Raw genomic sequence first — 25684 nt, forward strand, 5'->3', positions numbered from 1 at the left:
GCGGCAGGCTCTTGCCTCAGGCGATGGTCAGGCTACTGTCCGTGCATGACAATATTCACCACTGGTAAAGCCTTCGGGCTCATCGCCCTTTCCATCGCTTTTGCCGCCCCGGCGCTTGCGGCCAATGATGGCGAAGTGAATGGTAAAGCGCGCTTTTCTGCGCAAGACCTTGTGACAATGCCCCGGCTGGGCTCGCCTGCTGCTTCACCTGACGGCACGTGGGTCGCCTATACGGTCACCACCACCGACCCTGAGAGCTACAAACGCTCCACGAAGATTATCCTTCAGCGCAGCGATGCGGGGCCGGACAGCGGGGTGACTGTGCCGTTTGATGGCTCAGTCTCTTCTCCTTCCTTCGCATCGGACGGTACTTTATATTTCACCGCTTCAGGCAAAGGTTCTGATGGCAAATCTGCCAGCCAATTGTGGCGAATCGCCATACCCAAATCATGGAATGGCAATGCCAGTCGTTTGCCCAGGGCTCAGCAGGTGACTCGCTTTGCCAGTGACGTGGTGGGCTATAAAATCTCTCCCGACAGCAAAAAGCTGCTCGTCTGGGGCGATGTGGCGCGCAAGTGCACGACACTGGATTGCACAATTCAGGGAAATCGCAGCAAGGCTGAACATGGCAATGCACGCTTCTACGATTCCACCGATGGCTTCGTGCGGCATTGGGATCATTGGGAAACCCCCGGCGAATACAGCCGCGCCTTTGCCTATACACTCACCGCCAAAGGGGTTGCCGATCCCGTCGCCCTCGATGGCCCGGACGGCCCCGGCGCACTGATCGCTGACACGCCGAGCAAACCGTTTGGCGGCGGCGAAGAACTGAACTGGAGCGCTGATTCAGCCAGCGTCTATTTCACCGCTCGCCTGGCAGATGTGAATGAACCCACTTCAACCAATCTCGATATTTATCGCACTGATCTTTCTGTCGGCAAGCCAGTAGACCTGACGGCTGACAATGAAGCCACCGATACGCAGCCGGTGCCGTCACCCGATGGCAAATGGCTGGCCTGGCTGGCAATGGAACGGCCCAAATATGAAGCGGATCAACTCACCATCCATCTGCGCAACCTGCAGACGGGCGAAAGCCGCGCGCTGACCAAGGATTTTGACCGCAGCTTTTCTTCCATCGCCTGGACACCCGATTCCCGCGCCATCATTGCAACGGCAGCAGATGAACTGGATGTGCCTGCGTTCCGGATCGATCCGACCAGCGGCATGGTGGAAAAGCTGGACCTGGTCGATGGGAATGAAGCCCATATCGCCAATGTCATTCCGCTGAGCCTCAACCGGATGCTGTTCACGCGTGATTCCATTGCTAATCCGCCCGAACTCTACATTGCAAACGGTCCAGATAAGGCCAAGCGTCTGACCGACATTGCCTATAGCAAAATGGCAGCCTTGGCCCCGGTCACAACCAAGCGTTTTGCCTTTGCCGGTGCCGAAGGTGACACGGTGCATGGCCAGATCACGAAACTGGCAGGCACGGACGGTAAGATGCCCGCGATCCTTTATGTTCATGGTGGGCCACAAGGCTCCTTCAATGATTCATGGTCCAGCCGGTGGAATCCGGCTGTGGTTGCCAGTCAGGGCTATGCCGTGGTCTCGGTCGATTTCCATGGGTCCACCGGATATGGTCAGGCCTTCACCGATTCGATCAATAAGGACTGGGGCGGTAAGCCGCTGAAAGACCTGCAACTCGGCCTTGCTGCGGCCTTGAAGGATGATTCCCAGATTGACGGTAGCCGCGCCTGCGCGATGGGGGCTTCCTATGGTGGCTTCATGATGAACTGGATCGAAGGCAATTGGCCGGATCGATTCAAATGTCTTGTTCAGCATGACGGGTTGTTCGACATGCGCAGCTTCTATTATGTCACCGAAGAAAGCTGGTTTCCGCGTTGGGACTTCGGTGGGTCTTACACCGAAAATCCGGAAATCTATGAAAAGTGGAATCCGGTCAATTTTGCAAAGAAATGGAAGACCCCGATGTTCGTCATCACCGGCGAGCAGGACTTCCGCGTGCCTTACGGCCAAGGGCTTGGCGCATTCACAGTGCTGCGCGAAAACAACGTACCTGCCAAGCTGATGGTGCTTCCGGATGAAAACCACTGGGTGCTCGATCCGGAAAATTCCCTGCAATGGCATCAATCGGTCTTCGCTTGGCTCGATCAGTGGCTGAAACCATGAGCAAGCCCGATCTCGTCACGGCCGAAAGGGCTCTGGCAAAGATCGGCGGTGCTTCGATCGAGCGCCATATCTTCCTCTGCGCACTTGCCGAGAAGCAGAAATGCTGCTCGCGCGAGTGCGGGGAGCGTTCATGGAAATATCTCAAGAAACGCCTCAAGCAACTAGGGCTGACAGGTCCCAAAACCGGGCAGGGTGGGGGTATTCAGCGTACCAAGGCGGATTGCCTGCAAATTTGCGCAGCAGGCCCTATCGCGGTCGTTTGGCCGGATAATGTCTGGTATCATGGCTGCACGGAAGAGGTTCTCGAAACCATCATCCAGCAGCATCTTATCGGCGGCCATGTGGTAAGCGAATATCAGCTCCACCCGGCTACCTGACGGGGCGCATCGCCTTAGGCTGAGTTACCTGTCTTTATCACTGTCAGCTACAGCTTCGTCATGGCCGGTGCCGCTCGATAGGAAAACGAGCCCCATCAGCGCTGCCATCAACAGCATCGCAACCGTAATCCCGAGTGCGGTTGCAATGTAAAAGTGGATCGAGACCAGCCCGATCTTCCAATACAGAACGGTAAGCGCGATGGTGACAAGGCTCACCGTGAACAGTCCCATAAAGACCATCAACCGCCTGTAACGCGCCCAAGCATGGGCAGAATTGCGCGGATTATCGAGGGGGGATTGGCCTGCCATAACCCGCATCATGCGCTTCAGCCACAGCTTGCGCAAGCAACGGCTTCTCAGAATTTGGTGAGACTCGGCTTTCATGGCATGATCGCTCTACCAAAACAAAACCATCACCATGGGTAGAGGGAGACCACAATGACTATCAGAAAGGTAATTGACGGCCGGAATCAGGAAATCCTTCACTGTCTGGAAACAGATAGCGTTCGGGATGCAGCCAGAATACTCGCTGACAACCGGATTGGCGCGTTGCCGATCTTCGATGATGCAGGTGCGGTGACCGGAATATTTTCCGAGCGTGACCTGCTGTATTCAATCGCGCGGGATGAAATGGCATCTCTCGACACGCCGCTGCGCGAGGTGATGACAGCCCCTGCCATCACTGTTACCCCGCAAACAGAAGCCATCGAAGCCCTGTCGCTGATGACCCGCAGGCGAATCCGCCATTTGCCGGTGGTCGATGGCGCTCAACTTGTGGCCTTCGTTTCCATCGGGGATCTGGTAAAATATCGCCTCGGCCTGGTCGAAGCCGAAGCGGAACAATTGCGAGAATATATCCAGACCGCTTGAGGAGCCGCACGGCGCGTCCTACATAGGGACTATGCCTGAAATGCTCACATTGACTGAAGCTGCGGCCAAACGCATTGGCCTGATTGCCGAAAAGCAGGGGAAGCCCGCGATTCTGCGCCTTTCTGTCGAAGGGGGCGGCTGCTCGGGCTTTCAATATAAGTTTGATCTGGCAGACAGCCCTGAAGCTGATGACACTATGAGCGAGACCGATGGCGTCAAGCTGGTGGTCGATCCGGTCAGCCTTGATCTGGTTGCGGGCTCGGTCGTGGATTTTGTGGAATCCCTTGGCGGCGCAGCTTTCAAAGTCGAAAATCCCAATGCCGCGGCCGGCTGTGGATGCGGTTCCAGCTTCGGCATCTGAATTTTCATCACCAGCTTAGGTGAAAAAGCGGTTTCCCTTTTAAGCACGATGCTTAGGTTGCGCGGCCATGCGCATTGCCTCTTTCAATATCAACGGCGTCAAAGCACGCCTCCCGCGGCTTCTCGAATGGCTGGAGGAGCGGCGGCCCGCTATCGCCTGCCTGCAGGAAATCAAGAGTCAGGACGAAACCTTCCCGACCAAGGAATTTGAAGCCATCGGCTATCACGTCGAAACCCATGGCCAGAAGGGCTTCAATGGCGTTGCCCTGCTGACAGATGGCGAAGCGGCAGAGAATGTCGTGCGGGGCCTTCCGGGCGATCCTGACGATGTTCAGTCCCGCTTTATTGAGGCGGATGTGAAAGGGATTCACATCGTGAATCTCTATCTGCCCAATGGCAACCCGCTTCCCGGGCCTAAGTTCGACTATAAACTCGCCTGGATGGAACGGCTGAGCATCCGCCTCACGGAGCTGAGAGCCAGCGAGAAGCCGACTGTGGTGGTGGGCGACTTTAATGTCATTCCGGAAGATAAAGACGTCTGGTCTGTCGCCGCCATGAAAGATGATGCGTTGATGCAGCCGCAATCACGCGACGCGTATCGCACTCTCCTCAATGACGGTTGGACTGACGCAATCGATACGTTGAACCCACGCGGTGGTGTGTGGACCTTCTGGGACTATCAGGCAGGTGCCTGGCAGAGAGACCACGGTTTCCGCATCGATCACCTCCTCTTGTCCCCTGAATGTGCTGACAGGCTCGAAGGGGCAGGGGTCGACAAAGAGTATCGCGGAAGAGAGAAAGCGAGCGATCACGCCCCTGTGTGGGTCGAACTACGCGATTGATGGGCGTGCCACCTGCCCGGCATAGCAGCCGGGCAGGATGTTGCATCAACGATAGAAGATGTGGCGATCGATGGTGGCGAGCGTAACCTTGCGGTTGGCCCAGCGCGGACGGACATATTTCGCATGGAAATACAGCGCATCGCTGGCCTTACTTTCCCACAATTCCTGATGCGCGATCTTGGCAATCGCCTTGGCACGCTTCCAGGCTGCTGAAGACCGGTTCACGGCCGGAATATGTCCGCCACGCACGAAAGAGAACTGCTTGCGCTGCGTGACAACGCCGCAATAATCATCCGGAAATTCATCAGACTCGGCCCGATTTACGATCACCTGCGCAACCGCAAGCTGGCCGTCGAGAGGCTCACCACGCGCTTCAAAATACACTGCACCTGCAAGGCAGTACATTTCACGCGACAGATTGGCCTGAGTGGGCACAGTGCTGACCAATTGGCGCAAAGTGCTGGCAGAATGCTCTGGCAATGCGATCTCGCCTGTCGGTGCATCTGCAGCAAAAGAACTGTCTGGTGCATCCTGTGGAAGCGGTTGAACCACTTCCTGTGCGACAAAGCGAACGTCTGATTGTGCGGCGTCATCCTGAGTCTGACCTGCCTCGTCAGAGGGATTCGTGGCCGAGGCAGAATTTTGTGCCAAAGCGCCGGAACCTTGGACGGCAAAAACCGTAATAAACAACATGATCACCGCTGCAATAGCAGCGGTTTTATAGTTGAAACGACTCATTCATCCTGTGCTTCAGGGCGGTGAACGCACCTGACGCAGAGGTGGCGAACTGGCGGTTCATAAGGAACCTTTCATGCCAATTCGAACGCAGAGCCCTGCCGGCCGTCCCCCGTCTGCGCAACAGCTATTCTCGACGTCAATGTCGAGCCAGTAGCCGCCAGCGCTGTTTGGAAGTGAGGCGGCATCTAGGGATGGTTACCGCAATGTCAACACTCGTTAGGTTTCTATCCCTATGAAGCGAGTGGCATTTGCGATGTCCAGTTCAACCACCCACACATCACGATCCTGATTCACCCGCTTTTGCCAATATTCGGTGAATTCCCAAGGCTTTTCAGGATTTTGCTCCCTGTTTACCGTCCATTGCCGAGTGCCTTCCAGGCTTGGCATACGCTCATACAGAACCGCATTTGTGCCCTTTTCGCAACAGATCAGAAGGATTGTGCCAGCGTCCCTTTCGCCCTTGTGCAGCACGGTTGCGAAGCCGCCTTCCTGCTCAACCAATCGTATCAAACCGCCAATTTCGATATGGGTAGGGAGTCTGGAGTCGGTCATCAGGATTGGCTGGCCATGTAGCCGGGAAGGCCTGACAGGGCGATGCGAGAGCGCATGAATGTGCCCGTACCCCGACCAATCTCTTCACCTTCCTGATCGATCAGGCGCGCCTCGGCCACAAAAACGCGGCGGTGGCCACTGACCCAGCGCCCTTCTGCAATGACAACACCTTCCTTCACCGGCTTGGTGAAATGAAGGTTGAATCCGGTGGTCAGCAGGAAGCGATCAGTGACGAGCGTATTGGCCGCATAAAAGGCCGCATCATCGAGCATCTTGAAATAGATCGTGCCATGCGCAGCACCCGCTGCATGGAAAAATGTTTCATCAATCGTAAAGGTGATTTTCGCCTGACCTTCAGCAGGAATTTCCAATGTGGAATCGAACAGGCGGTTTATTGCAGCCGAAGCATAAAGTGTTTCCAACCCCCGATAATGAAGATCAGCACCTGATGATGGCATCTGTTCAGGCGGCATCACGATCAGTGGCATTGGTCAGCAAGGAATAGATCGCTTCGGCATTGGGCGCATCTGACAAGGCTTCGTACATTTTTTCGTCACGCACCGTCCGCGAAATCGCCGCAAGCGCATGGAGGTGTCCAACGCCTGAATTTTCAGGGGACAAAAGGCCAAACACCAGATTGACCGGCAAACCATCAGAGGATTTGAAATCCACCGGCTCATCAAGCCGCAGCACGACAACTGCGGGACGCTGCAAACCGACAATTCTGGCATGAGGAATAGCAACATTCCGGCCAAAGCCAGTGCTGCCAAGCGTTTCACGCTCTTCCAGACGCTCCTGCACATCCACGGCATCAAGGCCGTAGCTCGTTGCGAAACGCGCTGCCAGTGCTTCGAGTATGGTCTGCTTGGTCCCAGCCCGCAGACATTCTACCGCATCCGGTTTCAAAGAAAAAAGCGCCGTCATTCCTAACAATCTACCATTTGTATACAGTTTCCCGAAATTATATGACATTGCCGACGAAAAATTACGCCGGCAATGTCTCCGAGAAATTCGGAAATCACGAGATAATGCTGTATAAAGCCTTTATCTTGCTGGTTCGACCCAGCCGATCATTCCATCTTCGCGGCGGTAGACCATATTATGGCGTCCGCTTCCAGCGTTTTTAAAGAACAGTGCGCTTGTATCCCGAAGATCGAGAAGCATCACTGCGTCTGACACGCTGACTTCAGGAATGTCGATCCGTGTTTCAGCAACGATCGGCATTGCATCGGGCACGTCTTCGGACTCAGGCTCTTCACCTGCAAAGACCGTGTAGCCTGCTTCTTCCATGTCGACAGTGTAATCGACTGTTTCATGACGCGCCTTCAAGCGGCGCTTGTAGCGGCGGAGTTGCTTTTCAATTTTATCGGCAGCTTGATCGAAGGCCAGATACACATCTTGCGCCTGGCCACGGCTTTTCAGAATAAGCCCGTTCAGAACATGCATCACGATATCACAACCAAAGGCAGATGCCGGGGCTTTGCCAAAAGTGACGGTGGATGAGAGCGCTCGGCTAAAATACTTCTCGATAATGGCATTAAGACGGTTGGTGACATGCTCCTGAAGAGCTGCACCTGTTTCCATCTGATGGCCCGAGACGCGAATATCCATCGAATGTAACTCCTGTTCTGTTTATACTTCCTCGTCTGGCTGAAAAATCTTGCGATTAATTCAACCAGAGTGGTGATTCCAACGTTTGCACGAAGGCTTTGTGCCGGGCCAACTCCTCCTCGCTGGCAGAATGTGGGCGGGGTGAACGAAATTCACGGCGGAGCGGACGGTTTGTGGTCATTTCCACCACATCGCGCTGCGCTTCCGCAGCAAGCTCAAGACCGATCTGCCGCCCGCCGGTCAGCTCCACATAGACCTGCGCCAACAGCTCCGCATCGAGCAGCGCGCCATGTTTCACACGGTGGCTGCGATCGACACCATAACGGCTGCACAATGCATCCAATGTATGCTTGGCACCGGGATGGCGGCGGCGGGCAATGCTCAGCGTATCCACCATCCGCTCAAGCGGAACGATAGGCATGGAACATTGCGCCAATTCGGCATTCAGGAAGCCAAAATCGAATTGCGCATTATGGGCGACAAGCGGTGAATCACCCAGAAAATCGAGCAATTCCTGCGCGCAGTCACGAAATAAAGGCTTATCGGCAAGGAAGGCTTCCGAAAGGCCATGCACATTTTCAGCCTCAGCTGGCATCGACCGTTCCGGATTATAATAGGCATGATAGCTATTGCCGGTCGGAACCCGATTGACGAGTTCGACACAGCCCATTTCCACCATGCGATCCCCCGTCTTGGGGTCAAGGCCAGTGGTTTCTGTATCAAAAACAATTTCACGCATGAATGGCAGTATCACCCTAGCTTAAGAGGCTGGCAAGAGCCTTAGCCTTCTATTTGCGTAAGGATTGAACCAGATTGGCCACGATTTCTTTGGTCCGTGTCAAACTACAGCCTGTATCGATGCAATAATCAGCCTTTTTGCGTTTTTCTGCATCCGGCATCTGAAGCTTCAGGATGGCATCAAAGCGTTCCGCCGTCATGCCGGGACGCGCCAAGACTCGCTCACGCTGAATTTCAGCCCCGGCGGAAACCACTGCAACGGCATCAACATCCTTATAGCCGCCTTTTTCAAACAGAAGCGGGATGTCAAAAACCACCATTGGTGCTTGCAAATGTTTCGCCACAAAAGCTTCACGCCGCGCATAGACTGCCGGATGCATGATCGCTTCCAGCCGGGAAAGAGCAATGGGGTCATCAAAGACTTGAGCACCAAGCGCTGCGCGATTCACCCCAAGCTTGCCCGTTGTGCCCGGAAAGGCCTCTTCAATGGCCGATAGCATCGTGCCCTGTGGGCCTTGCATCATGCGAACCTCGGCATCAGCATCGAATACCGGCACACCGCATTCTTCAAACATGGCTGCGACGGTCGATTTCCCCATTCCGATGGAACCGGTCAGCCCAAGGATGAAGGGGCGGCTCATCGGGTGAGCATGTCGCGCAGTTCTGCATCCTGATCTGCACGCAGGGGAGCCGTACCAAAGAAGCGCTCAAACGCCTCTGCCGCCTGCCCGATCAGCATGTGCAGCCCGTCGATGGTCGGAAAACCGGCAGCCCGTGCCGCTTTCAACAGCGGCGTATCGACCGGATGCGTCACAATATCGTAGAAGATACTGCCCGGCGGTGCATGGCTAAGATCAAAGGCGAGCGGCGGTTGCCCCTCCATACCCAATGGGCTGGCATTGACAATCAGATCGAAAATACCTGTCCGATCATCAAAGGCGAAATTCGTCTCATCCGCAAAATGCGCAAGCGAAACGACATGATGCTCACCTTGCGGGTCCAACTCATCAAGCAATGCGCGCGCCTTGTCAGGATTACGCCCGGCCACCACCAGAACGATATTGGCCCGTGCCAGCGCCACGATAATGGCCCGCGCCGCGCCGCCCGTGCCCAGCACGCGCGCCATGCGGAAAAGGTGCTGCTGCGCCAGAAAGGGCTTCAAAGGGTCGAGAAAGCCGCTGGCATCGGTATTATAACCGAGCAGGCTGCCATCTTCCTCCCGGATGATCGTATTCACTGCCCCAATATCGCGGGCCAGCGGATCAAGCTTGTCGAGCAGCGGTATGACCGCCTGCTTATGTGGCATAGTGACATTGCATCCACGCCAGAGCCCATCTGCCCGGCGCTCAGCGAGATAGGCTTCCAGCCCCGCTGCAGTCACATGATGCGCCTCATATGTTGCATCAATGCCAAGTTCTCTTAGCCAATAAGTGTGAATAGCAGGCGATTTGGACTGGCTGATCGGATCACCGATCACTTCAGCATAGGGACGTGTCATTGCGGCAATTCTCCAAAGTCGCGCAATGCGCCCAGCACGGGGAGCAAAGGCATCCCCAATATGGTAAAGTGATCGCCTTCCATCCGCTCGAACAATTGCACCCCCATGGCTTCAATCCGAAACACGCCTACGCAATAGGACACTTCCGGCCATTCAGCGTCCAGATAGGAGGCGATGAAATCTTCAGAGAGCACGCGGCAATGAAGAGTCGCAAGCGCGTGATGGCGCCACACGATAGCTCCATCACGTGCCAGTGTTGCGGCGCTGTAGAGGTGCATAGGCCGGCCGGAAAAGCAGCGCAGATGGTCAACCGCCTGTTCACGGCTTTCAGGCTTGTCGAACCGCTTGCCATCAACGCAGATAAGGGAATCGCTGCCCAGTACCAACCTGCCCGGATTGGAAGCGGAAACGGCCAGCGCCTTGGCTTGCGCGAGCTGCAAAGCAATCTCTGCAGGCTCAGCATCTTCAAATGAGGCTTCCAGTGCGCGTTCATCAAGATGGGCCGGTTGCGCTTCAAAAGAGACACCGGCAGCCTCCAGCATCGCCTTTCTGGAGGCGCTTTGTGACGCAAGAATAATCATATTGGCTTGGTTCCAATGCGAGGCGGAATGTCCCTCGCTTCGCGTTCATTATATAGTCGGATGATTGCCGCAGCGGTCTCTTCGATAGAGCGCCGTGTCACGTCAATCACCGGCCAGCCATTATCGGCAAACATCCGCCGGGCAAAGGCTACTTCCTTTTCCACCCGCTCTTCATCGACATAATCCGTCTCATTGCCTTCATTGAGCGTCAGCAGCCGGTTGCGGCGGATCTGCACAAGCCGCCTTGGGGCGGTCGTCAGCCCCACAATCAGCGGATGGCGAAGCTGGAATAGCGATGGCGGGGGCGGGCTTTCCACCACCAGCGGAATATTGGCCACCTTATAGCCGCGATTGGCGAGATAGATGCTGGTAGGCGTTTTCGAACTGCGCGAGACACCGGCAAGGAGAATATCGGAATCTTCCCATTCCTCCCAGGCAATCCCATCATCATGCGCAATCGTGAAGTGAATCGCATCCACCCGGCGGAAATAGGCATCATCGAGCGCATGCTGGCGGCCTGGCCTTCCGCGCGCTTCCTGCCCGAACAATTCTTCCAGCGAAGAGGTCACGGCATCCAATGCCGCGACATGGGGCAACCCCAATGCACGGCACCGTTCTTCCAACCGGCGGCGGATATCAGGATTGACCAGCGTGAAGAGCACGAGGCCCGGATTGGCAGCCAGTTCCTCCACGATCCGATCAAGATGCTGGTTGGAGCGCACCATAGGCCAGAAATGGCGGATAACATCAGCATTTTCGAACTGGGCAAGTGACGCTTTTACAACCATTTCCAGCGTCTCGCCGGTAGAGTCAGACAGCAAATGGAGGTGTAATCGGCTCATTCAGCGCCCCTTGCGCGACTTGTGGACAATCAAGGGCATAAACCACGGCACAAGCCTGCGGACAAGTTCGGGGATAGATTCACTACCCACTGCCAGCCGATTCTCCCGGCGTGTTGCGAACAGAAGAGGGAGTCTTTCAACAGGCTGTGGAGAGCGGGCATAAGAGTCGTTTGACTCAACCAGAGTCGAGAGTCGCCATTCGGACTCTTTCTGGCTTCTCGACAAGAAATAATGCAGTGGGCCGATATCCCCAGTATCCACAGGGCCAACAGACTCCAGAATCCTTTAATAAGACTCAATTTTTTTGATCGGACCGCCACAATGCCAGGAATCCTCCTCGACACTTTGAACCGGAAAAACACTGCTCAGCGGCCTATATGGCTCATGCGGCAAGCAGGGCGATATTTGCCTGAATACCGGGCCTTACGAGCCGAAAAAGGTGGCTTTCTTGAACTGGTCTATGATTGCGAAGCCGCAGCAGAAGTGACTCTGCAACCAGTGAGACGCTTTGGTTTTGACGGGGCAATTCTGTTTTCCGATATTTTGATCGTGCCTTATGCCATGGGTCAGAATCTGGAATTTCTGGCAGGTGAAGGTCCACGGCTTTCACCGCCATTGGTGGATCAGGCACTTGAAACGCTGGAGATGGTCCCACAGCGCCTTCAGCCGATTTACAACACCGTGTCCCGTGTTCGCGAGCAATTGAGCCCTGAGACCACCTTGCTAGGCTTTGCTGGCAGCCCATGGACCGTTGCAACTTATATGGTCGCGGGTGAAGGCAGCCGTGATCAGCATGTGACTCGTGCCATGGCTTATCGGGATCCAGAAGCTTTTCAGACCATCATTGATTCCATCAGCGCTGTGACGGTGGAATATTTGTGTGGTCAAATCGAAGCAGGGGCTGAATCAGTCCAACTCTTCGATAGCTGGTCCGGGACTCTTGCACCGGATGAATTTGAACGCTGGGTGATTGCTCCCAATGCGTTCATTGCGAGTCAGATCAAAGCGCGATTCCCGCATGTGCCTGTGATTGGTTTTCCAAAAGGTGCTGGGGCAAAATTGGCTGCCTATGCGCGTGAAACCGGGGTTGATGCTGTCGGGGTAGACGAAACGGTCGATCCGCTCTGGGCAGCAGCAGAATTGCCAGATGGAATGCCGGTGCAGGGGAATCTGGACCCCTTGCTCCTTTTGGCCGGAAGCGCATCGCTCGAACAACGCGCTATCGCGATTCTCGAAGCCTTTGCCGACCGCCCTCATGTCTTCAATCTGGGACATGGAATCGACCGGCATACCCCGATCAGCCATGTTGAACGCCTGCTTGCGACAATCCGCAACTGGCGGGGATGACTCAGGCGTTCTAAAGGCGTAAATTCCCTTCTATGCAGGATGCTCTCTCCATGATTTATCTCTGGCTGAAAGCCGGCCATATCATTTTCGTAATTTTCTGGATGGCGGGGCTTTTCATGCTCCCGCGATATTTCGTGTATCATCAGGAATGCGCGCCGGATTCCCCTGAAAATGCCATGTGGGTGGACCGGGAGCGCAAGCTGCTCAAGATTATCCTCAATCCATCCTTGATCGTTGTCTGGGTGCTGGGGTTGGCTCTGGCCTATTCTCTCAATGCCTGGAGCGAAGGCTGGCTTCATGCCAAGCTCGCTCTCGTCCTGCTGCTTAGCGGATATCATGGTTGGATGGCCTCTTATGCCAAGAAGCTGGCGCGCGGTGAACGGCCCTTGTCAGGAAAGACTCTGCGTCTGCTGAACGAGATTCCAGGCGTTACGGCTGCCATCATCGTAATTCTGGTGGTCGTGAAACCCTTCTGATCTCCGATTCCATTTTGAATCTCTTTTGCCGGCGGGCTTTTATCAGCTCGCCGCGAAGATTTGGCGGATGGTCTTGAATCGCACGCTTGTGAATTGACCTTAATGCCGCTCAGGCTTATTAAGGCTGCTATCCGGTAATCGGCAGCCATATCTGGCGGCCAGGCCTGCTTTCTCCAAGCCCATAGGTCCACCGGCACCTTCTCCTTTGAGTGGAACTCCACAATGCATTTAAAAGAATTAAAAAAACGGGCGCCGGCTGAGCTGGTGTCCATGGCTGAAGAAATGGGCGTTGAAGGCGCCTCAACCATGCGCCGCCAGGATCTCATGTTCGCCATTCTCAAAGAAGTGGCGGATGATGGTGAAGAAATTCTCGGTGTTGGCACGATTGAAGTGCTGCAGGATGGCTTTGGCTTTCTGCGTTCGCCCGAAGCGAATTACCTCGCCGGGCCGGACGACATCTATGTCTCTCCCAATCAGGTCCGCAAATGGGGCCTGAGGACCGGTGACACGGTTGAAGGCGAAATCCGCGCCCCGCGTGACGGGGAACGCTACTTCGCGCTGACAAAGCTCCTGAAGGTCAATTTCGATGATCCGGATGCTGTCCGTCATCGTACCAATTTTGATAACCTCACACCGCTTTATCCGGATGAAAGCCTCAATCTCGATACGATTGACCCGACGGTTAAAGACAAATCAGCCCGTGTGATCGATCTGATCGCGCCACAGGGGAAGGGCCAGCGCGCCCTGATCGTCGCACCGCCGCGCACCGGTAAAACCGTGTTGCTGCAAAATATGGCCAAGGCGATCACCGATAATCATCCTGAAGTATTCCTGATCGTTCTGCTCGTGGATGAACGGCCGGAAGAAGTCACCGACATGCAGCGTTCGGTGAATGGTGAAGTGATTTCATCAACCTTCGATGAACCCGCGCAGCGCCATGTTCAGGTGGCTGAAATGGTGCTCGAAAAGGCCAAGCGTCTGGTGGAGCATAAGAAGGATGTGGTCATCCTGCTCGATTCCATCACCCGTCTTGGCCGGGCCTATAATACGGTGGTGCCAAGCTCTGGTAAGGTGCTGACAGGCGGTGTTGATGCCAATGCCCTGCAGCGCCCGAAGCGCTTCTTTGGTGCAGCGCGCAATATCGAAGAAGGCGGTTCGCTTTCCATCATCGCCACTGCGCTGATCGATACCGGCAGCCGCATGGATGAAGTCATCTTCGAAGAGTTCAAGGGGACGGGTAACTCTGAAATCGTGCTGGATCGCAAGGTTGCGGATAAGCGCATCTTCCCGGCGCTCGATGTTGGCAAGTCCGGCACCCGTAAGGAAGAGCTTCTGGTCGGCAAGGATCAGCTCTCCAAGATGTGGGTGCTGCGCCGGATTCTCATGCAGATGGGCACGATCGATGCGATGGAATTCCTGCTCGACAAGATGAAGGATTCGAAAACCAACGAAGATTTCTTCGCCACGATGAATCAGTAATCTTACCCGATTACCGGTCACAAAAATCCCGCCTTTCCTCTCATTGGATCGGCGGGATTTTTATATTAAAAACAGATATTTACCGCAGTCTATACTGCAGCATAAAGTTCACTGTGCAGGTCGGAAATCCGAGGCCTGAGCGGCCTTCCAATATCGTGCATATTGCGTGTCTTCCGGGCTATCAAGCAGAGCATTCTTGGGCAGGAATTTATAGAACTGATCGATGCTATCAGACCGTACAGTGTTCCACCGCTGACCAATATGGCTGGGCTGAATCTCCCATGGAGAATTGAGCCCCATGGCAACCACAATATCACGCAACCCTTTGACCGTTTCCTTGTGATAGCGGGCCACGCGGGTCGCCTTGTCTTCAACCACCAGGCCCCGTTGCCGGGTTGCATCCTGTGTAGCCACGCCTGTCGGGCAAGTGTCTGTATGGCAGCGCATGGATTGCACACATCCCAGCGCAAACATGAAGGCTCTTGCTGCATTGCACCAATCTGCCCCCAATCCCAATTGCATGGCCATATTCGCCCCGGAATGAACCTTGCCACTGGAGGCGATTTTGATCTCATCCTTCAACCCGCAACCCACCAGTGCATTGCGCATGATGATAAGGCCTTCCCGCAAGGGCAGGCCAACCCGATTGGACAGTTCAATCGGAGCCGCGCCGGTTCCGCCTTCGGCACCATCGACTGTGATGAAGTCGAGCCTGATTCCGGTCTCCAGCATGGCTTTCATCACCGCAAAGACTTCGTGTTGCTGGCCGATACAGAGCTTGATTCCGACGGGTTTGCCGCCCGACATATCGCGCAGACGGGCAGCCCATTCGAGCATTTCAATCGGTGTTGAAAAGGCAGAGTGACCGGGAGGGGAGAGGCAATCCTTGCCTACCGGGACCTGTCGTGCCTCAGCAATTTCCTCTGTGACCTTACTGCCCGGAAGCAGGCCACCATGGCCGGGCTTGGCACCCTGACTAAGCTTGATCTCGATCATTTTGACCTGATCGCTTTGCGCCGTCTCCTGAAAGCGATCGGCACAGAAATGGCCATCATCTGTCCGGCAACCAAAGTAACCGCTGCCCAATTCCCACACCAGATCGCCACCATGGGCGGCGTGATAACGTGACAGCCCGCCTTCGCCGGTGTCATGGTAAAATCCACCCAGCTTGGCACCTTTGTTCAAAGCCATGATGGCATTGGCTGAAAGCGCGCCAAAGCTCATCGCGGAGATGTTCAACAAGGATGCCTGATAGGGTTTTGAACATTGGCTGGAGCCGACCTGTGCCCGCCATTCAGCAGGAATGTCATCCTTGGGTTTGATGGAGTGGCTGAGCCACTCATATTCGTCGGAATAGACATCGAGTTCCGTGCCAAAAGGGTGGGAATCCAGCTCACCTTTGGCACGGGCATAGACGAGGCTCCGCTCATCATGGTTGAATGGCCGTCCGTCGAGATCGCTCTCCACAATATAGCTGCGTAAAAATGGCCTCAGATCCTCCATGATCCAGCGAAACCGGGCAATAAGGGGGTAATTGCGCCGGAGACTATGACGCGTCTGAAAACCATCCCACAAAGCGATGGCCAGCAGGGGAAGGGCAATGAGAAGCACCCATAGAGCGCGGCCTCCTATGAGTAGCGCTACTATGGCGAGAATGGCCAAAGCGGCGGTGGGTGCGAAACGGCGGAAGAGATTGGCGGAAGAACGCCAGTCTGCGTTGTTGGTCATCCCCATAGCTTTATGCCAGATGGGTTTTGAAGAAATCTGCCGTGCGCGTGTCTGCCAGTTGCGCGGCCTCCTCACTGCGGCGCTTGCCAAATTCGGTGGCAAAGCCATGATCGAGGCCAGCATAATCATAGAGCGTCACACGCGGGTGATCGTCCAGCCCTTCATGCATTCTGGCCTGGGTGTCCTTATCGACAAATCCGTCTTCCGTCGGAATATGCAGCATCAGCGGCTGAGCGATGGCGTGTTTTTCATTCAGCAGGCCATCAATCCCCACGCCGTAATAGCCGACCGTGGCATCGCAATCCGTGCGCGCGGCAGTCATATAAGCAAGTCGGCCGCCAAGGCAGTATCCTACGGCACCAACCTTTTGCATTCCTTCTTCCTTGCGGAGATAGGTGATGGAAGCTTCAATATCGCGAATTCCGAGGTCCTGATCGAATTGCCCCATCAGATCGAGCGCCTGCTGCATTTCCTTGTCGATGTCAGGATCAAGCTCGATGCCTGGCTCCAAACGCCAGAACAGATCGGGGGCGAGGGCGAGATAGCCTTCTTCGGCAAGTCGATCACATTTGCGCCGGATTCCGGCATTCACGCCAAAGATCTCCTGAATCACAATGATGGCCGCTTTGGCTGTGCCTTGTGGCCGCGCAACATAGGCTGAAAAAGCATCTGCACTATCAAGGGTGGAAATGCGAAGATTGGCGCTCATATAGGATTCTCCCGGTGGTGTTGCGGATAGGACTATCCTATCAAACATACGGTTGTTGAGCAGCCATGTTCCTATTTGCAGCCCGAGGACAGGAGAGACAGCCATGAAAGTGAATATCGAGATTGAATGCACGCCGCAGGAAGCGCGCAGCTTTATGGGTCTGCCCGATGTAGAGCGGGCGAATGAAGCCTATCTTGAGCAGATGTCCAAAGCGATGAAGGGCGTCTCCAACGTCGATCAGCTACAGGAATATGCAAAGCAACTTGCACCCATGGGGCAGATGGGCGTGAAATTCTTTCAAAGTCTGATGGAGAACAGTGCATCATTCAACGATGGTGCAAAGAAGTCTCGTCCATCCGACGATAAGACCAAACCGTGAACGGCATCCTATTTTGACATATAAGCAGAGCGCTTGATTTCCATGGATACTATTTTTGCACTGTCGAGCGGTTCACCGCCGGCAGGAATAGGGGTTGTACGTATTAGTGGGAAAGCGGCGGGAAATGCGCTGCAAATGCTTTTCGGGCGCTTACCATCTCCGCGCAGGGCAGTGTTTGGCGCTCTGACATCACCGCAAGGTGATGTCCTTGATGAAGCCCTGGTGCTTTGGTTTCCTGGACCGAACACGGCAACCGGGGAAGATTTGGCTGAACTCCATCTGCATGGTGGGCGGGCTGTGGTTGCCGCCGTTTTGAAGGTTCTAGGCACTTTGCCAGACCTTCGCCCGGCTGAGGCTGGTGAATTTACCCGGCGGGCCTTTGCCAATGGCCGGATCGATCTGTCTGAAGCGGAAGGGTTGGCTGATCTCCTTTCGGCAGAGACCGAAATTCAGCGCCAGTCAGCGGTTGCGATGGCGGGGGGGGCATTTTCGCAGCAAGTGTCCCAATGGCGTGATCAGACATTGATGTTTGCAGCGCAAGTGGAAGCAGTGCTGGATTTTGACGATGAAGATGACGTTTCAACGCTCCCCACTGATTTTTACGCAAGTATAGAATCGCTGAAGTGCGACATTGCCCAATGGCTTGATGCCCCTCGTGCTGAGATTTTGCGAGAGGGATTCAGAGTCGCTCTTGCCGGGCCGCCTAATGCCGGAAAATCGACTCTGTTTAATGCATTGGTTGAAAGTGATGCCGCGATCATCGCACCGATTGCGGGCACCACCCGTGATGTTCTGGTCCGTCCGGTTGCCTTGGGGGGAATACCCTTTTCCTTTGTCGATATGGCGGGGCTGCGTGATGATGCAGGTGACGTGATCGAGGCTATCGGAATAGAGCGGGCCAACAAAGAAATTGCGCAAGCAGATGTAGTCTTGTGGCTCGGGCCAGAGGGGCGGGGGCCCGAAGCAGCATGGGAAATCGCTGCGCAATGTGATCGTGCTGATCATCAACCCAAAGTTGCGCCCTTGCATCGTATCTCTGCAGTGACGGGTGAAGGAATCTCAGAATTACGGCAGGCGCTGATTCTTGCGGCGAGGGAAGCCATGCCCAAACCCGGACAATCAGTGATCAATGCCCGTCAGCGTGACCTGCTGACTCAGGCTCATGATGCACTTAATCAGGCTGCATCTCAGCCAGACCCTTTGTTGCTTGGCGAGAATCTGCGGCAGGTACGCTTGGCTTTTGACCATTTGATTGGGCGTGCCAGTACGGAAGATGTGCTCGACACTTTGTTTGGCCGTTTTTGCATCGGAAAATAGCGAATGGAAGTGAGAGTGTTTCACGTGGAACACTTTTCCGGTTTTGACCGGCCACGTTTGAAAGCGTAATATCAACTCATGGATGAATTCGATATTCTTGTGGTCGGCGGCGGCCATGCTGGTTGTGAAGCTGCTGCTGTCGCAGCGCGTATGGGTGCGCGCACGGCTTTGATCAGTTTCGATCTCAATGCAGTGGGTGCGATGAGCTGTAATCCGGCTATTGGAGGGCTAGGGAAAGGCCATCTCGTGCGCGAGGTCGATGCTTTTGATGGGCTTATCGCACGTGCTGCCGATCACGCAGCCATTCACTATCGGATGCTCAATCAGTCAAAAGGCAGCGCAGTGTGGGGTCCGCGTGTGCAGGCTGATCGCGCTCTGTTCAAGCAAGCCATTCAAGCGATGTTGCGCCGGCAGGAGAATCTGACGCTGATTGCGGGTGAAGTCGCTGAACTGAAAATGGACGGCGAACGCGTAACCGGTGTGCGTTTAGCAAATGGCAAAGCATTGCAAGCTCAGGCCGTCATTCTGTGCACGGGCACCTTCCTAGGCGGAACTCTGTTTCGCGGCGAAGAGCGGTTCGAAGGCGGACGGATCGGCGAGGATTCAGCGCAAGTGTTGGCGAAGCAGTTGCGAGAAGCCGATTTACCCATGGCACGGCTCAAGACTGGTACGCCACCCAGACTCGATGGTCGAACAATCAATTGGGCGATTCTGGACGAACAACCATCAGATTCAGAACCTTGGACGATGTCACCGATGACGCAGAGCCGGAGCAACGCTCAGGTTTTCTGCGCTGTGTCTCGAACAAACAATGCCAGCCATGACATTATTCGTGCAAATTTGCATAGGTCCCCGCTCTTCAGTGGTGCTATTGGTGCCACTGGGCCCCGTTATTGCCCCAGCATTGAAGACAAGATTCATCGCTTTGCTGATCGAGATGGGCACCAGGTCTTTTTGGAACCTGAGGGCCTGTCAACGCACCTTGTCTACCCCAATGGTATCAGCACATCCCTGCCGAGTGATGTGCAGCTTGCCATGCTTCGGACGATGATTGGTCTGGAGCAAGTTGAAATGGTCGTGCCGGGATATGCCGTGGAATATGACCATATTGACCCCCGCGCCCTTTCCAGGGGGCTGGAAGTGCGTCGCTTGCCCGGTCTGTTTTGCGCGGGTCAGATCAATGGTACGACCGGTTATGAAGAAGCTGCAGCACAAGGGCTCATTGCTGGTATGAGCGCAGCAGCACACGTGCTGGGCCGGGCGCCTGCAGCAATTGATCGTTCGAATAGTTATATGGCTGTGATGGTTGATGATCTCACCCTTCAAGGTGTGAGTGAGCCTTATCGTATGCTGACTTCTCGCGCGGAATATCGCCTGCGTCTGCGTGCCAACAATGCGACGACCCGGCTTACACCTCTGGCACGTGATGCTGGATGCTTGTCGGAGGGAAGGGTAGACTGGTTCACCAAGCGTGAATCGCAACATTCGGTATGGGGTGATGCGTTGGAACGCGTTGTGCACTCACGCGAATTAGAAGAGACTGGGCTTCCTGTGCGCCGTGATTCGGGTTCATTGCCTTTAAGAGAGTGGCTCCGATTTGGTGGTGTCGATCTCACTGACCTCACGCCATGGCTGCCAGAGGGCTTCGACCCCACAGACGATGTAGGTTTGGAGGTCGCCGAAGATGCGGTCTATGCGCCCTACCTTGCACGGCAGGACGCTGAACTGCGCGACTTGAAGGCAAGCGATGCTGTGCCTTTGTCACAGAATTTTCCCTATGATCAGGTACCAGGATTATCCAACGAAATGATTGAGCGACTTCAGGCCGCTAAGCCGGAAACTCTAGCTGCGGCAGGCCGTGTGAGAGGAATCACACCCGCCGCACTGGCTGCGGTTCTGGTTCACGCTAAGCGCCAGAATGCAGTAGTTGCAGCATGATGATCGAACAAGAAGATGAAGCGAAAGCGTTTTGCGCGAGCCTGACCAACAGCACCGGGATAGCACGTTTGGAACGTTTTGCTGAATTGCTAAAGCTGGAGAATGAGCACCAGAATCTTGTAGCGAAGGCCAGTCTGGAGACCATTTGGCAGAGGCATTTTGCTGATAGCGCGCAACTGTTGAACTATGTTCCACGTGAAACAAGCCCATGGCTTGATCTCGGAACCGGGGCAGGGTTTCCCGGTATTGTTATCGCTGCGATGAAGGCCGACTGTGAAGTTGTGGTGGTGGAATCCCGGAAGCGTCGCATTGAGTGGCTTGAGCGCCTGTGCGACGAACTGGAACTGACCAATTGTCACGTTGAAGGGGCGCGTTTGGAACAGGTGGAGAGTTTTGAAGCACGCGTCATTTCTGCCCGCGCATTTGCTCCGCTGCCCCGTCTTTTAGAATTGTCAGCAAGATTTTCTTCGATCAACACGACGTGGGTCTTGCCAAAAGGGCGTTCTGCAGCGCAAGAATTGTCTGAACTGAAAAAAGCTGCACAATCGATGTTCCACGTGGAACAGTCAGTCACCGATCGGGATGCTGGCATTATTGTCGGTAAATACCGCCATAAACCGAGGCATAGAGCATGATTTCCATAGCCATCGCCAATCAGAAAGGTGGGGTCGGCAAAACGACCACTGCGATTAATATCGCCACAGCGATGGCTGCAGCGGGCTGGAAGACCTTACTGGTTGATCTTGATCCGCAAGGAAACGCCTCCACGGGGGTAGGGATCGAACCAGCGGCGCGCGAATATTCAAGCTATGATTTGCTTGTTGATCAGGCTGATCTGGCTGATTGCACGGTCAAATCTTCGGTTCCTGGGCTTGATGTGGTGCCGGCAACGGTGGATCTGAGCGGGGCAGAAGTGGAGTTGGTGGGGGTTCATGCCCGCACGGAACGCCTTCGCGAATCCATGGCTGGTAACAGCGAGTATGATATTTGCTTTATCGACTGCCCACCCTCTCTGGGCCTTCTGACTCTCAATGCGCTGACGGCGGCTGATCGTTTGATGATTCCGCTGCAGTGTGAGTTTTTTGCTCTGGAAGGGCTGAGTCAGCTTCTTCAGACAGTTGAGCAGGTGAAGCAGCGATTTAATCCTGATTTGGGCATTGTAGGCGTGGTTTTGACAATGTTTGATCGCCGGAATCGCTTAACTGATCAGGTGTCGGAAGATGTGCGTGAAGTGCTCGGTAGCCTGGTGTTTGACTCAGTAATTCCGCGTAATGTTCGACTTTCCGAAGCACCTAGCCATGGGCTTCCGGCCTTGGTTTATGATCATGCCTGCGCGGGCAGCCGATCTTATATTGAACTCGCCAAGGAATTGATCGGGCGTCTTCCCCCTGAGAAAAGGAAAGCTGCATGAGCAGCAAATCGCAATCTGCCGTGAACGATACTGCAGCCAAACCAGCAGCAGCCCCCAACAAGCGCAAATTGGGCAGGGGGCTCGGCGCATTGCTGGGCGAAGTGCGCCGTGAAGAACCTCTCAATCAAGGCAATTCTACAGCGCCTTTGCGCAGCGATTCTGTCCGAAATAACAAAGCTTCTCCTCAATCATCACCAGAGCGCGGTTTGATGAATCTGACGGTTGCACTAATCGAACCGCATCCGCAGCAGCCCCGGACTCATTTTGATGAGGATGCGCTGGATGAGCTGGCAGCATCCATTGCGCAGCGTGGTGTGATTCAGCCTGTGATTGTGCGGCCTTTGAGTAATGGTCGCTTCCAGCTTGTGGCGGGTGAACGGCGCTGGCGGGCGGCGCAAAAAGCGCAATTACATGAAATACCGGCGCTTGTTCGTGATCTGGAAGAGCGTGAAGTGATGGCGCTGGCGCTGATCGAGAACATCCAGCGCGAAGATCTCAGTCCAGTTGAAGAGGCACGCGCCTATCAGCGTCTTGCTGATCAAGAGAGCATGACGCAGGCTGAGATTAGCCGTTTGGTCGAAAAATCCCGCAGCCATGTCGCCAATCTCCAACGATTGCTCGCTCTGCCTGATGAGGTGTTGAACCATATTGAGCTGGGGCGGTTGGATATGGGCCACGCCCGCGCTCTCATTGGTCAGGAGAACGCGGTAGAGCTGGCGCAACGTGCGATCGAAAAGAAACTGTCTGTCAGGGAAGTTGAAAAACTGGTTCGCAAACAGGTGCGAGAAGCGAGTGGTGAAGTTGCCGCGAAACGCCATGCCCGCGAGCCCCGCAGTCAGGCTGAGGATGCAGATATTCTAGCTGTGCAGAGCCAGTTGGAGGAATTTCTCGGCCTGCCGGTGAAAATCAGTTCTGATGAAGATCCGACATCCGGGACAGTGACGATCAAATATCGCACGCTTGATCAGCTCGATCTGATTTGTCAGCGGCTCAGCGGTGGAGACATCTGATTAGTAAAACTTCAGATGGTTAGTATTACTGCGAATAGGTAACGGCGCTGGAAGCGATATTCTGGCTTGATATATATGCCGTATCGCGCCGTTTCAGAGCACGGATCTTCGGGCTGTCAGGGAGAGGTTCCGCTTCAGCTTTTGCAGCTTCATCACGGAAACCGGATCGAGGCGCTGCATATCGCTGCGAATAAGCGGCTTCATAGCTGCTCAGGTAATCTTCGCATTGATTACGAACATGCGTAGCAACAGGCGAATTTTCACGTGCGCTTCCTGTCACCGAACGGGCATCGAGAAATCGCCTGCTGCATTCAGAAATCCAGCCTGAACGTTCCGGCTCAGGATATCGGAAGGATGATTCACCCTGAGCAGAGTCTGTGTCAGCAGGTTGTGCGCGATAATAGGTTCCGGACCAGACCCCGTCATAATTACCGTCAGAGTTCCAGGAGCCTTCCCAACTGCCATAATATTGGCCATGAGTCTCACCCGACCCATCCTGCGCATCAGCTGGGAAGCTCCCACAGACTATGCCTGCAAGTGCACATGCTGATAGAGTGATGAACCGCACAAACATGAAGGTCTCCTCCGGAATGATCCGGTGTTAACCTTTTCTTTACCATTTTGTTTCGATCATGACTACCGCTTGCATGATACGCAAAAATGCATCTGCTTATCAGACTCGCGCGCTGAGAATTTCTGCCAGAGCCTCGATCCCTTTTTGATCCTCTTGGTCAAATCGGTTGGGGAGGGGGCTATCAAGATCAATGACGGCGATAACCTTGCCATCCCGCATAATCGGAACGACCAACTCAGCACGGCTTTCTGCATCGCAGGCGATATGGCCAGGAAAGGCGTGCACATCGGGGACAAGCTGGCTTTGTCCGGTTCCCACCGCTGCGCCGCATACGCCGCGCCCAACAGGGATACGGATACACGCTGGCTTGCCGCAAAATGGGCCAAGCACCAATTCGTCTTGAACCATCCTGTAAAAGCCAGCCCAGTTGAGATTAGGAACGATTTGGTACATTAAAGCCGCAATATTAGCCATATTGGCAATAGTGTCTGGCTCTCCCTCTGTCAGGGCTTTGGCCGCTGAAAGCAGGTCGCTGTAAAGCTCAGCCTTGGGCTGGTTCGGATCGCTGGAGAAATCGTACATGGCAGGTGATTTAGTGATCGTTCTGATTGCCGCAAGCGATTGGCTAGCTTAAAATAGAAGATATGAGCATTTGGAAAAAGATCGCCTTGGGCGTCCTCATCGTCATCCTCGTGTTGCTGGCTGCGGGCTGGTGGCTCACACGTGGGGTTCCAGCGCAATATTCAGTGGCCGATGTGACGGGTGATGACCCCAAACTGGCCAAACCTGATGCGCAAACCATCCCAACCGTCAAGATCGCCAAGCCCATTGGCTGGCCTGATGATATGACTCCTGCTGCGGCAGAAGGGCTGGAGGTGAATCGCTTTGCGACGGGGCTGGTACATCCGCGGACGATGTACACCTTGCCCAATGGCGATGTCATCGTGGCTGAAACCAATTCCCCACCGCGTGATCTTCCCGGTGGTCCGGAAGGCTGGATCATGAGTCTGCTCTTCCGGGAAGCGGGGGCAGATGTTCCTTCTCCCAACAAGCTGATCCTGCTGCGCGATGAAGATGGTGATGGCAAGGCCGAGAAAAGCTTCACTCTGCGTGATGGTCTGGCGTCCCCTTCAGGCCTCGCTTACGCGAATGGCAAGCTGTATGTTGCCAACCATAATGCAGTGCTGAGTTTCGATTATACACCTGGTGAAACGAAGCTCTCCGGCAATCCGAAAAAGCTCATGGATCTGCCGGGCGGCGGCAATCACTGGATGCGTAATCTCAGCCTGAGCCCGAACGGAAAGCTGCTTTATGTTGCGGTAGGTTCGGCGTCCAACATCGGTGAAAACGGTATGGATGCTGAAAAGGGCCGCGCGGTGATTGATGAGATTGATCTCGAAAATGGGTCGCACCGCGAATATGCGGCGGGTCTGCGCAATCCCAATGGGCTGGACTGGAATCCCTGGAGCGGTGAGCTTTGGGTGACCGTCAATGAACGCGATATGTTGGGTTCCGATCTGGTGCCGGATTATCTCACCAATGTGCCGGTTGGGGCGCAATATGGCTGGCCGTGGGTCTATTGGGGCAACATCATCGATGAGCGTGTCACCGCACCCATGCCGAACTTCCTCGTGTCTTACACGCGCCGTCCTGAATTTGCTCTTGGGCCGCATGTAGCGGCGCTGGGCCTTGCCTTCACCAAAGAGGGCAGCCGGATGCCGGAGAAATTCTCCCACGGTGCCTTTATTGCCCAGCATGGCTCGTGGAACCGCAAGCCAGCATCGGGATATGATGTCGTCTATGTCCAGTTTGACGAACGGGGTAATCCGGTTGGTAAGCCAGTGCCAGTGCTGAAAAGCTTCCTTACGGCCGACGGTGAAACGCATGGCCGTCCGACATGGGTGGCCTGGGACAAGACCGGCGCATTGCTGGTCAGCGATGACACGGCGGGAATCATCTGGCGAGTCAGTGCGCCGGGTGCGGAGCCTGCGCCTGCGCCCAAGCGAATCAAAAGTCAGTCACTTCCGCCTCAGCGTGAGCTTCATGGTGACCCGGCGGATGCCTTTAACCATCCGCCTGCCGATCTGATGCCGGGTAACTTTTAAGCGCCCCGG

General features: G+C 54.9%; 30 protein-coding genes. 15 read left to right on the forward strand and 15 right to left on the reverse strand.

Features of this window, described 5'->3' with window-relative positions:
• Positions 1-45 precede the first annotated feature (45 nt).
• Both GRI39_RS10415 and GRI39_RS10420 read left to right on the forward strand, forming a co-directional pair.
• Complete coding sequence (locus GRI39_RS10415) at positions 46-2193, forward strand: S9 family peptidase (RefSeq protein ID WP_160739625.1); 2148 nt, start codon at positions 46-48, stop codon at positions 2191-2193.
• Positions 2190-2570: a (2Fe-2S) ferredoxin domain-containing protein gene (locus GRI39_RS10420; protein WP_160739626.1), complete on the forward strand. Its 381-nt coding sequence runs from the start codon at positions 2190-2192 to the stop codon at positions 2568-2570. The genes GRI39_RS10415 and GRI39_RS10420 overlap by 4 nt, the downstream gene beginning before the upstream one ends.
• Before the next feature lie 24 nt (positions 2571-2594).
• Here the strand turns inward: GRI39_RS10420 and GRI39_RS10425 are convergent, their stop codons facing one another.
• Positions 2595-2879: a hypothetical protein gene (locus GRI39_RS10425; RefSeq protein WP_160739758.1), complete on the reverse strand. Its 285-nt coding sequence runs from the start codon at positions 2877-2879 to the stop codon at positions 2595-2597.
• A gap of 129 nt (positions 2880-3008) precedes the next feature.
• Between GRI39_RS10425 and GRI39_RS10430 the strand changes: the two genes are divergently transcribed.
• The 3 genes from GRI39_RS10430 to xth all read left to right on the forward strand — a co-directional run bounded on the left by GRI39_RS10430 (position 3009) and on the right by xth (position 4642).
• Positions 3009-3440: a CBS domain-containing protein gene (locus GRI39_RS10430; protein WP_160739627.1), complete on the forward strand. Its 432-nt coding sequence runs from the start codon at positions 3009-3011 to the stop codon at positions 3438-3440.
• 31 nt (positions 3441-3471) lie between these two features.
• Entirely contained in the window at positions 3472-3801 is a 330-nt protein-coding gene (gene erpA / locus GRI39_RS10435) for an iron-sulfur cluster insertion protein ErpA (protein WP_160739628.1), read from the forward strand.
• 67 nt (positions 3802-3868) lie between these two features.
• On the forward strand, positions 3869-4642 hold the full coding sequence (gene xth / locus GRI39_RS10440; RefSeq protein ID WP_160739629.1) for an exodeoxyribonuclease III: 774 nt from the start codon (positions 3869-3871) through the stop codon (positions 4640-4642).
• Between the two features lie 45 nt (positions 4643-4687).
• On the opposite strand, the gene GRI39_RS10445 is transcribed toward xth, so the two are convergent.
• From GRI39_RS10445 to GRI39_RS10490, 10 genes are all read right to left on the reverse strand, one after another.
• Positions 4688-5380 (reverse strand): cell wall hydrolase, encoded by a 693-nt coding sequence (locus GRI39_RS10445; RefSeq protein WP_160739630.1) that lies wholly within the window; start codon positions 5378-5380, stop codon positions 4688-4690.
• A gap of 216 nt (positions 5381-5596) precedes the next feature.
• Positions 5597-5932, reverse strand: coding sequence for a DUF1491 family protein (locus GRI39_RS10450; protein ID WP_160739631.1), 336 nt, complete (start codon positions 5930-5932; stop codon positions 5597-5599).
• On the reverse strand, positions 5932-6405 hold the full coding sequence (locus tag GRI39_RS10455; RefSeq protein ID WP_160739759.1) for a PaaI family thioesterase: 474 nt from the start codon (positions 6403-6405) through the stop codon (positions 5932-5934). Before GRI39_RS10455 ends, GRI39_RS10450 begins: the two co-directional genes overlap by 1 nt.
• On the reverse strand, positions 6395-6856 hold the full coding sequence (locus tag GRI39_RS10460) for a PTS sugar transporter subunit IIA (protein WP_160739632.1): 462 nt from the start codon (positions 6854-6856) through the stop codon (positions 6395-6397). The genes GRI39_RS10455 and GRI39_RS10460 overlap by 11 nt, the downstream gene beginning before the upstream one ends.
• 120 nt (positions 6857-6976) lie before the next feature.
• Positions 6977-7543, reverse strand: a complete 567-nt coding sequence (gene hpf, locus GRI39_RS10465; protein ID WP_160739633.1) for a ribosome hibernation-promoting factor, HPF/YfiA family — start codon at positions 7541-7543, stop codon at positions 6977-6979.
• A 55-nt stretch (positions 7544-7598) separates the two neighbouring features.
• The gene (dnaQ, locus tag GRI39_RS10470) at positions 7599-8282 is read right to left on the reverse strand and encodes a DNA polymerase III subunit epsilon (RefSeq protein WP_160739634.1); all 684 of its coding nucleotides are present in this window, start codon (positions 8280-8282) and stop codon (positions 7599-7601) included.
• Between the two features lie 49 nt (positions 8283-8331).
• Entirely contained in the window at positions 8332-8922 is a 591-nt protein-coding gene (gene coaE, locus GRI39_RS10475) for a dephospho-CoA kinase (RefSeq protein WP_160739635.1), read from the reverse strand.
• On the reverse strand, positions 8919-9779 hold the full coding sequence (gene aroE, locus GRI39_RS10480; protein ID WP_160739636.1) for a shikimate dehydrogenase: 861 nt from the start codon (positions 9777-9779) through the stop codon (positions 8919-8921). The genes coaE and aroE overlap by 4 nt, the downstream gene beginning before the upstream one ends.
• Positions 9776-10360, reverse strand: coding sequence for a Maf family protein (locus GRI39_RS10485; protein ID WP_160739637.1), 585 nt, complete (start codon positions 10358-10360; stop codon positions 9776-9778). The genes aroE and GRI39_RS10485 overlap by 4 nt, the downstream gene beginning before the upstream one ends.
• Positions 10357-11202 (reverse strand): pyruvate, water dikinase regulatory protein, encoded by an 846-nt coding sequence (locus GRI39_RS10490; RefSeq protein WP_160739638.1) that lies wholly within the window; start codon positions 11200-11202, stop codon positions 10357-10359. Before GRI39_RS10490 ends, GRI39_RS10485 begins: the two co-directional genes overlap by 4 nt.
• A 321-nt stretch (positions 11203-11523) precedes the next feature.
• Here GRI39_RS10490 and hemE point away from each other — a divergent pair, with 321 nt between their 5' ends.
• From hemE to rho, 3 genes are all read left to right on the forward strand, one after another.
• Positions 11524-12549, forward strand: coding sequence for a uroporphyrinogen decarboxylase (hemE, locus tag GRI39_RS10495; RefSeq protein WP_160739639.1), 1026 nt, complete (start codon positions 11524-11526; stop codon positions 12547-12549).
• 50 nt (positions 12550-12599) lie between these two features.
• On the forward strand, positions 12600-13025 hold the full coding sequence (locus GRI39_RS10500; protein WP_246205024.1) for a CopD family protein: 426 nt from the start codon (positions 12600-12602) through the stop codon (positions 13023-13025).
• Between the two features lie 222 nt (positions 13026-13247).
• On the forward strand, positions 13248-14504 hold the full coding sequence (gene rho, locus GRI39_RS10505) for a transcription termination factor Rho (protein WP_160739641.1): 1257 nt from the start codon (positions 13248-13250) through the stop codon (positions 14502-14504).
• A 108-nt stretch (positions 14505-14612) separates the two neighbouring features.
• Here rho and GRI39_RS10510 read toward each other — a convergent pair whose 3' ends face one another.
• Positions 14613-16232 carry an FMN-binding glutamate synthase family protein gene (locus GRI39_RS10510; RefSeq protein WP_246205025.1) on the reverse strand — a complete coding sequence of 540 codons (1620 nt, stop codon included), beginning with the start codon at positions 16230-16232 and terminating at the stop codon, positions 14613-14615.
• 10 nt (positions 16233-16242) lie between these two features.
• A complete protein-coding gene (locus GRI39_RS10515; RefSeq protein ID WP_160739643.1) occupies positions 16243-16941 on the reverse strand; it encodes a dienelactone hydrolase family protein in 699 nt (232 codons plus the stop codon).
• Positions 16942-17044: 103 nt separating this feature from the next.
• Here GRI39_RS10515 and GRI39_RS10520 point away from each other — a divergent pair, with 103 nt between their 5' ends.
• From GRI39_RS10520 to GRI39_RS10545, 6 genes are all read left to right on the forward strand, one after another.
• Entirely contained in the window at positions 17045-17320 is a 276-nt protein-coding gene (locus GRI39_RS10520; RefSeq protein ID WP_160739644.1) for a DUF6489 family protein, read from the forward strand.
• Between the two features lie 42 nt (positions 17321-17362).
• Positions 17363-18637 carry a tRNA uridine-5-carboxymethylaminomethyl(34) synthesis GTPase MnmE gene (mnmE, locus tag GRI39_RS10525; RefSeq protein WP_160739645.1) on the forward strand — a complete coding sequence of 425 codons (1275 nt, stop codon included), beginning with the start codon at positions 17363-17365 and terminating at the stop codon, positions 18635-18637.
• A 78-nt stretch (positions 18638-18715) separates the two neighbouring features.
• The gene (gene mnmG / locus GRI39_RS10530) at positions 18716-20575 is read left to right on the forward strand and encodes a tRNA uridine-5-carboxymethylaminomethyl(34) synthesis enzyme MnmG (protein ID WP_160739646.1); all 1860 of its coding nucleotides are present in this window, start codon (positions 18716-18718) and stop codon (positions 20573-20575) included.
• Positions 20572-21210, forward strand: a complete 639-nt coding sequence (gene rsmG, locus GRI39_RS10535; RefSeq protein ID WP_425482335.1) for a 16S rRNA (guanine(527)-N(7))-methyltransferase RsmG — start codon at positions 20572-20574, stop codon at positions 21208-21210. Before mnmG ends, rsmG begins: the two co-directional genes overlap by 4 nt.
• Entirely contained in the window at positions 21207-21986 is a 780-nt protein-coding gene (locus GRI39_RS10540; RefSeq protein ID WP_160739647.1) for a ParA family protein, read from the forward strand. The genes rsmG and GRI39_RS10540 overlap by 4 nt, the downstream gene beginning before the upstream one ends.
• Positions 21983-22996, forward strand: a complete 1014-nt coding sequence (locus GRI39_RS10545; protein WP_160739648.1) for a ParB/RepB/Spo0J family partition protein — start codon at positions 21983-21985, stop codon at positions 22994-22996. The genes GRI39_RS10540 and GRI39_RS10545 overlap by 4 nt, the downstream gene beginning before the upstream one ends.
• Positions 22997-23021: 25 nt before the next feature.
• Here the strand turns inward: GRI39_RS10545 and GRI39_RS10550 are convergent, their stop codons facing one another.
• Together GRI39_RS10550 and GRI39_RS10555 are read right to left on the reverse strand one after the other, a co-directional pair.
• Positions 23022-23570: a hypothetical protein gene (locus GRI39_RS10550; RefSeq protein ID WP_160739649.1), complete on the reverse strand. Its 549-nt coding sequence runs from the start codon at positions 23568-23570 to the stop codon at positions 23022-23024.
• Between the two features lie 99 nt (positions 23571-23669).
• The gene (locus tag GRI39_RS10555) at positions 23670-24152 is read right to left on the reverse strand and encodes a GAF domain-containing protein (RefSeq protein WP_160739650.1); all 483 of its coding nucleotides are present in this window, start codon (positions 24150-24152) and stop codon (positions 23670-23672) included.
• Between the two features lie 62 nt (positions 24153-24214).
• On the opposite strand from GRI39_RS10555, the gene GRI39_RS10560 reads away from it, so the two are divergent.
• Entirely contained in the window at positions 24215-25675 is a 1461-nt protein-coding gene (locus tag GRI39_RS10560; RefSeq protein WP_160739651.1) for a PQQ-dependent sugar dehydrogenase, read from the forward strand.
• Positions 25676-25684: the final 9 nt, after the last annotated feature.

Origin of the sequence: Altericroceibacterium indicum, from assembly GCF_009828105.1 — a bacterium.
GTDB lineage: Bacteria > Pseudomonadota > Alphaproteobacteria > Sphingomonadales > Sphingomonadaceae > Altericroceibacterium > Altericroceibacterium indicum.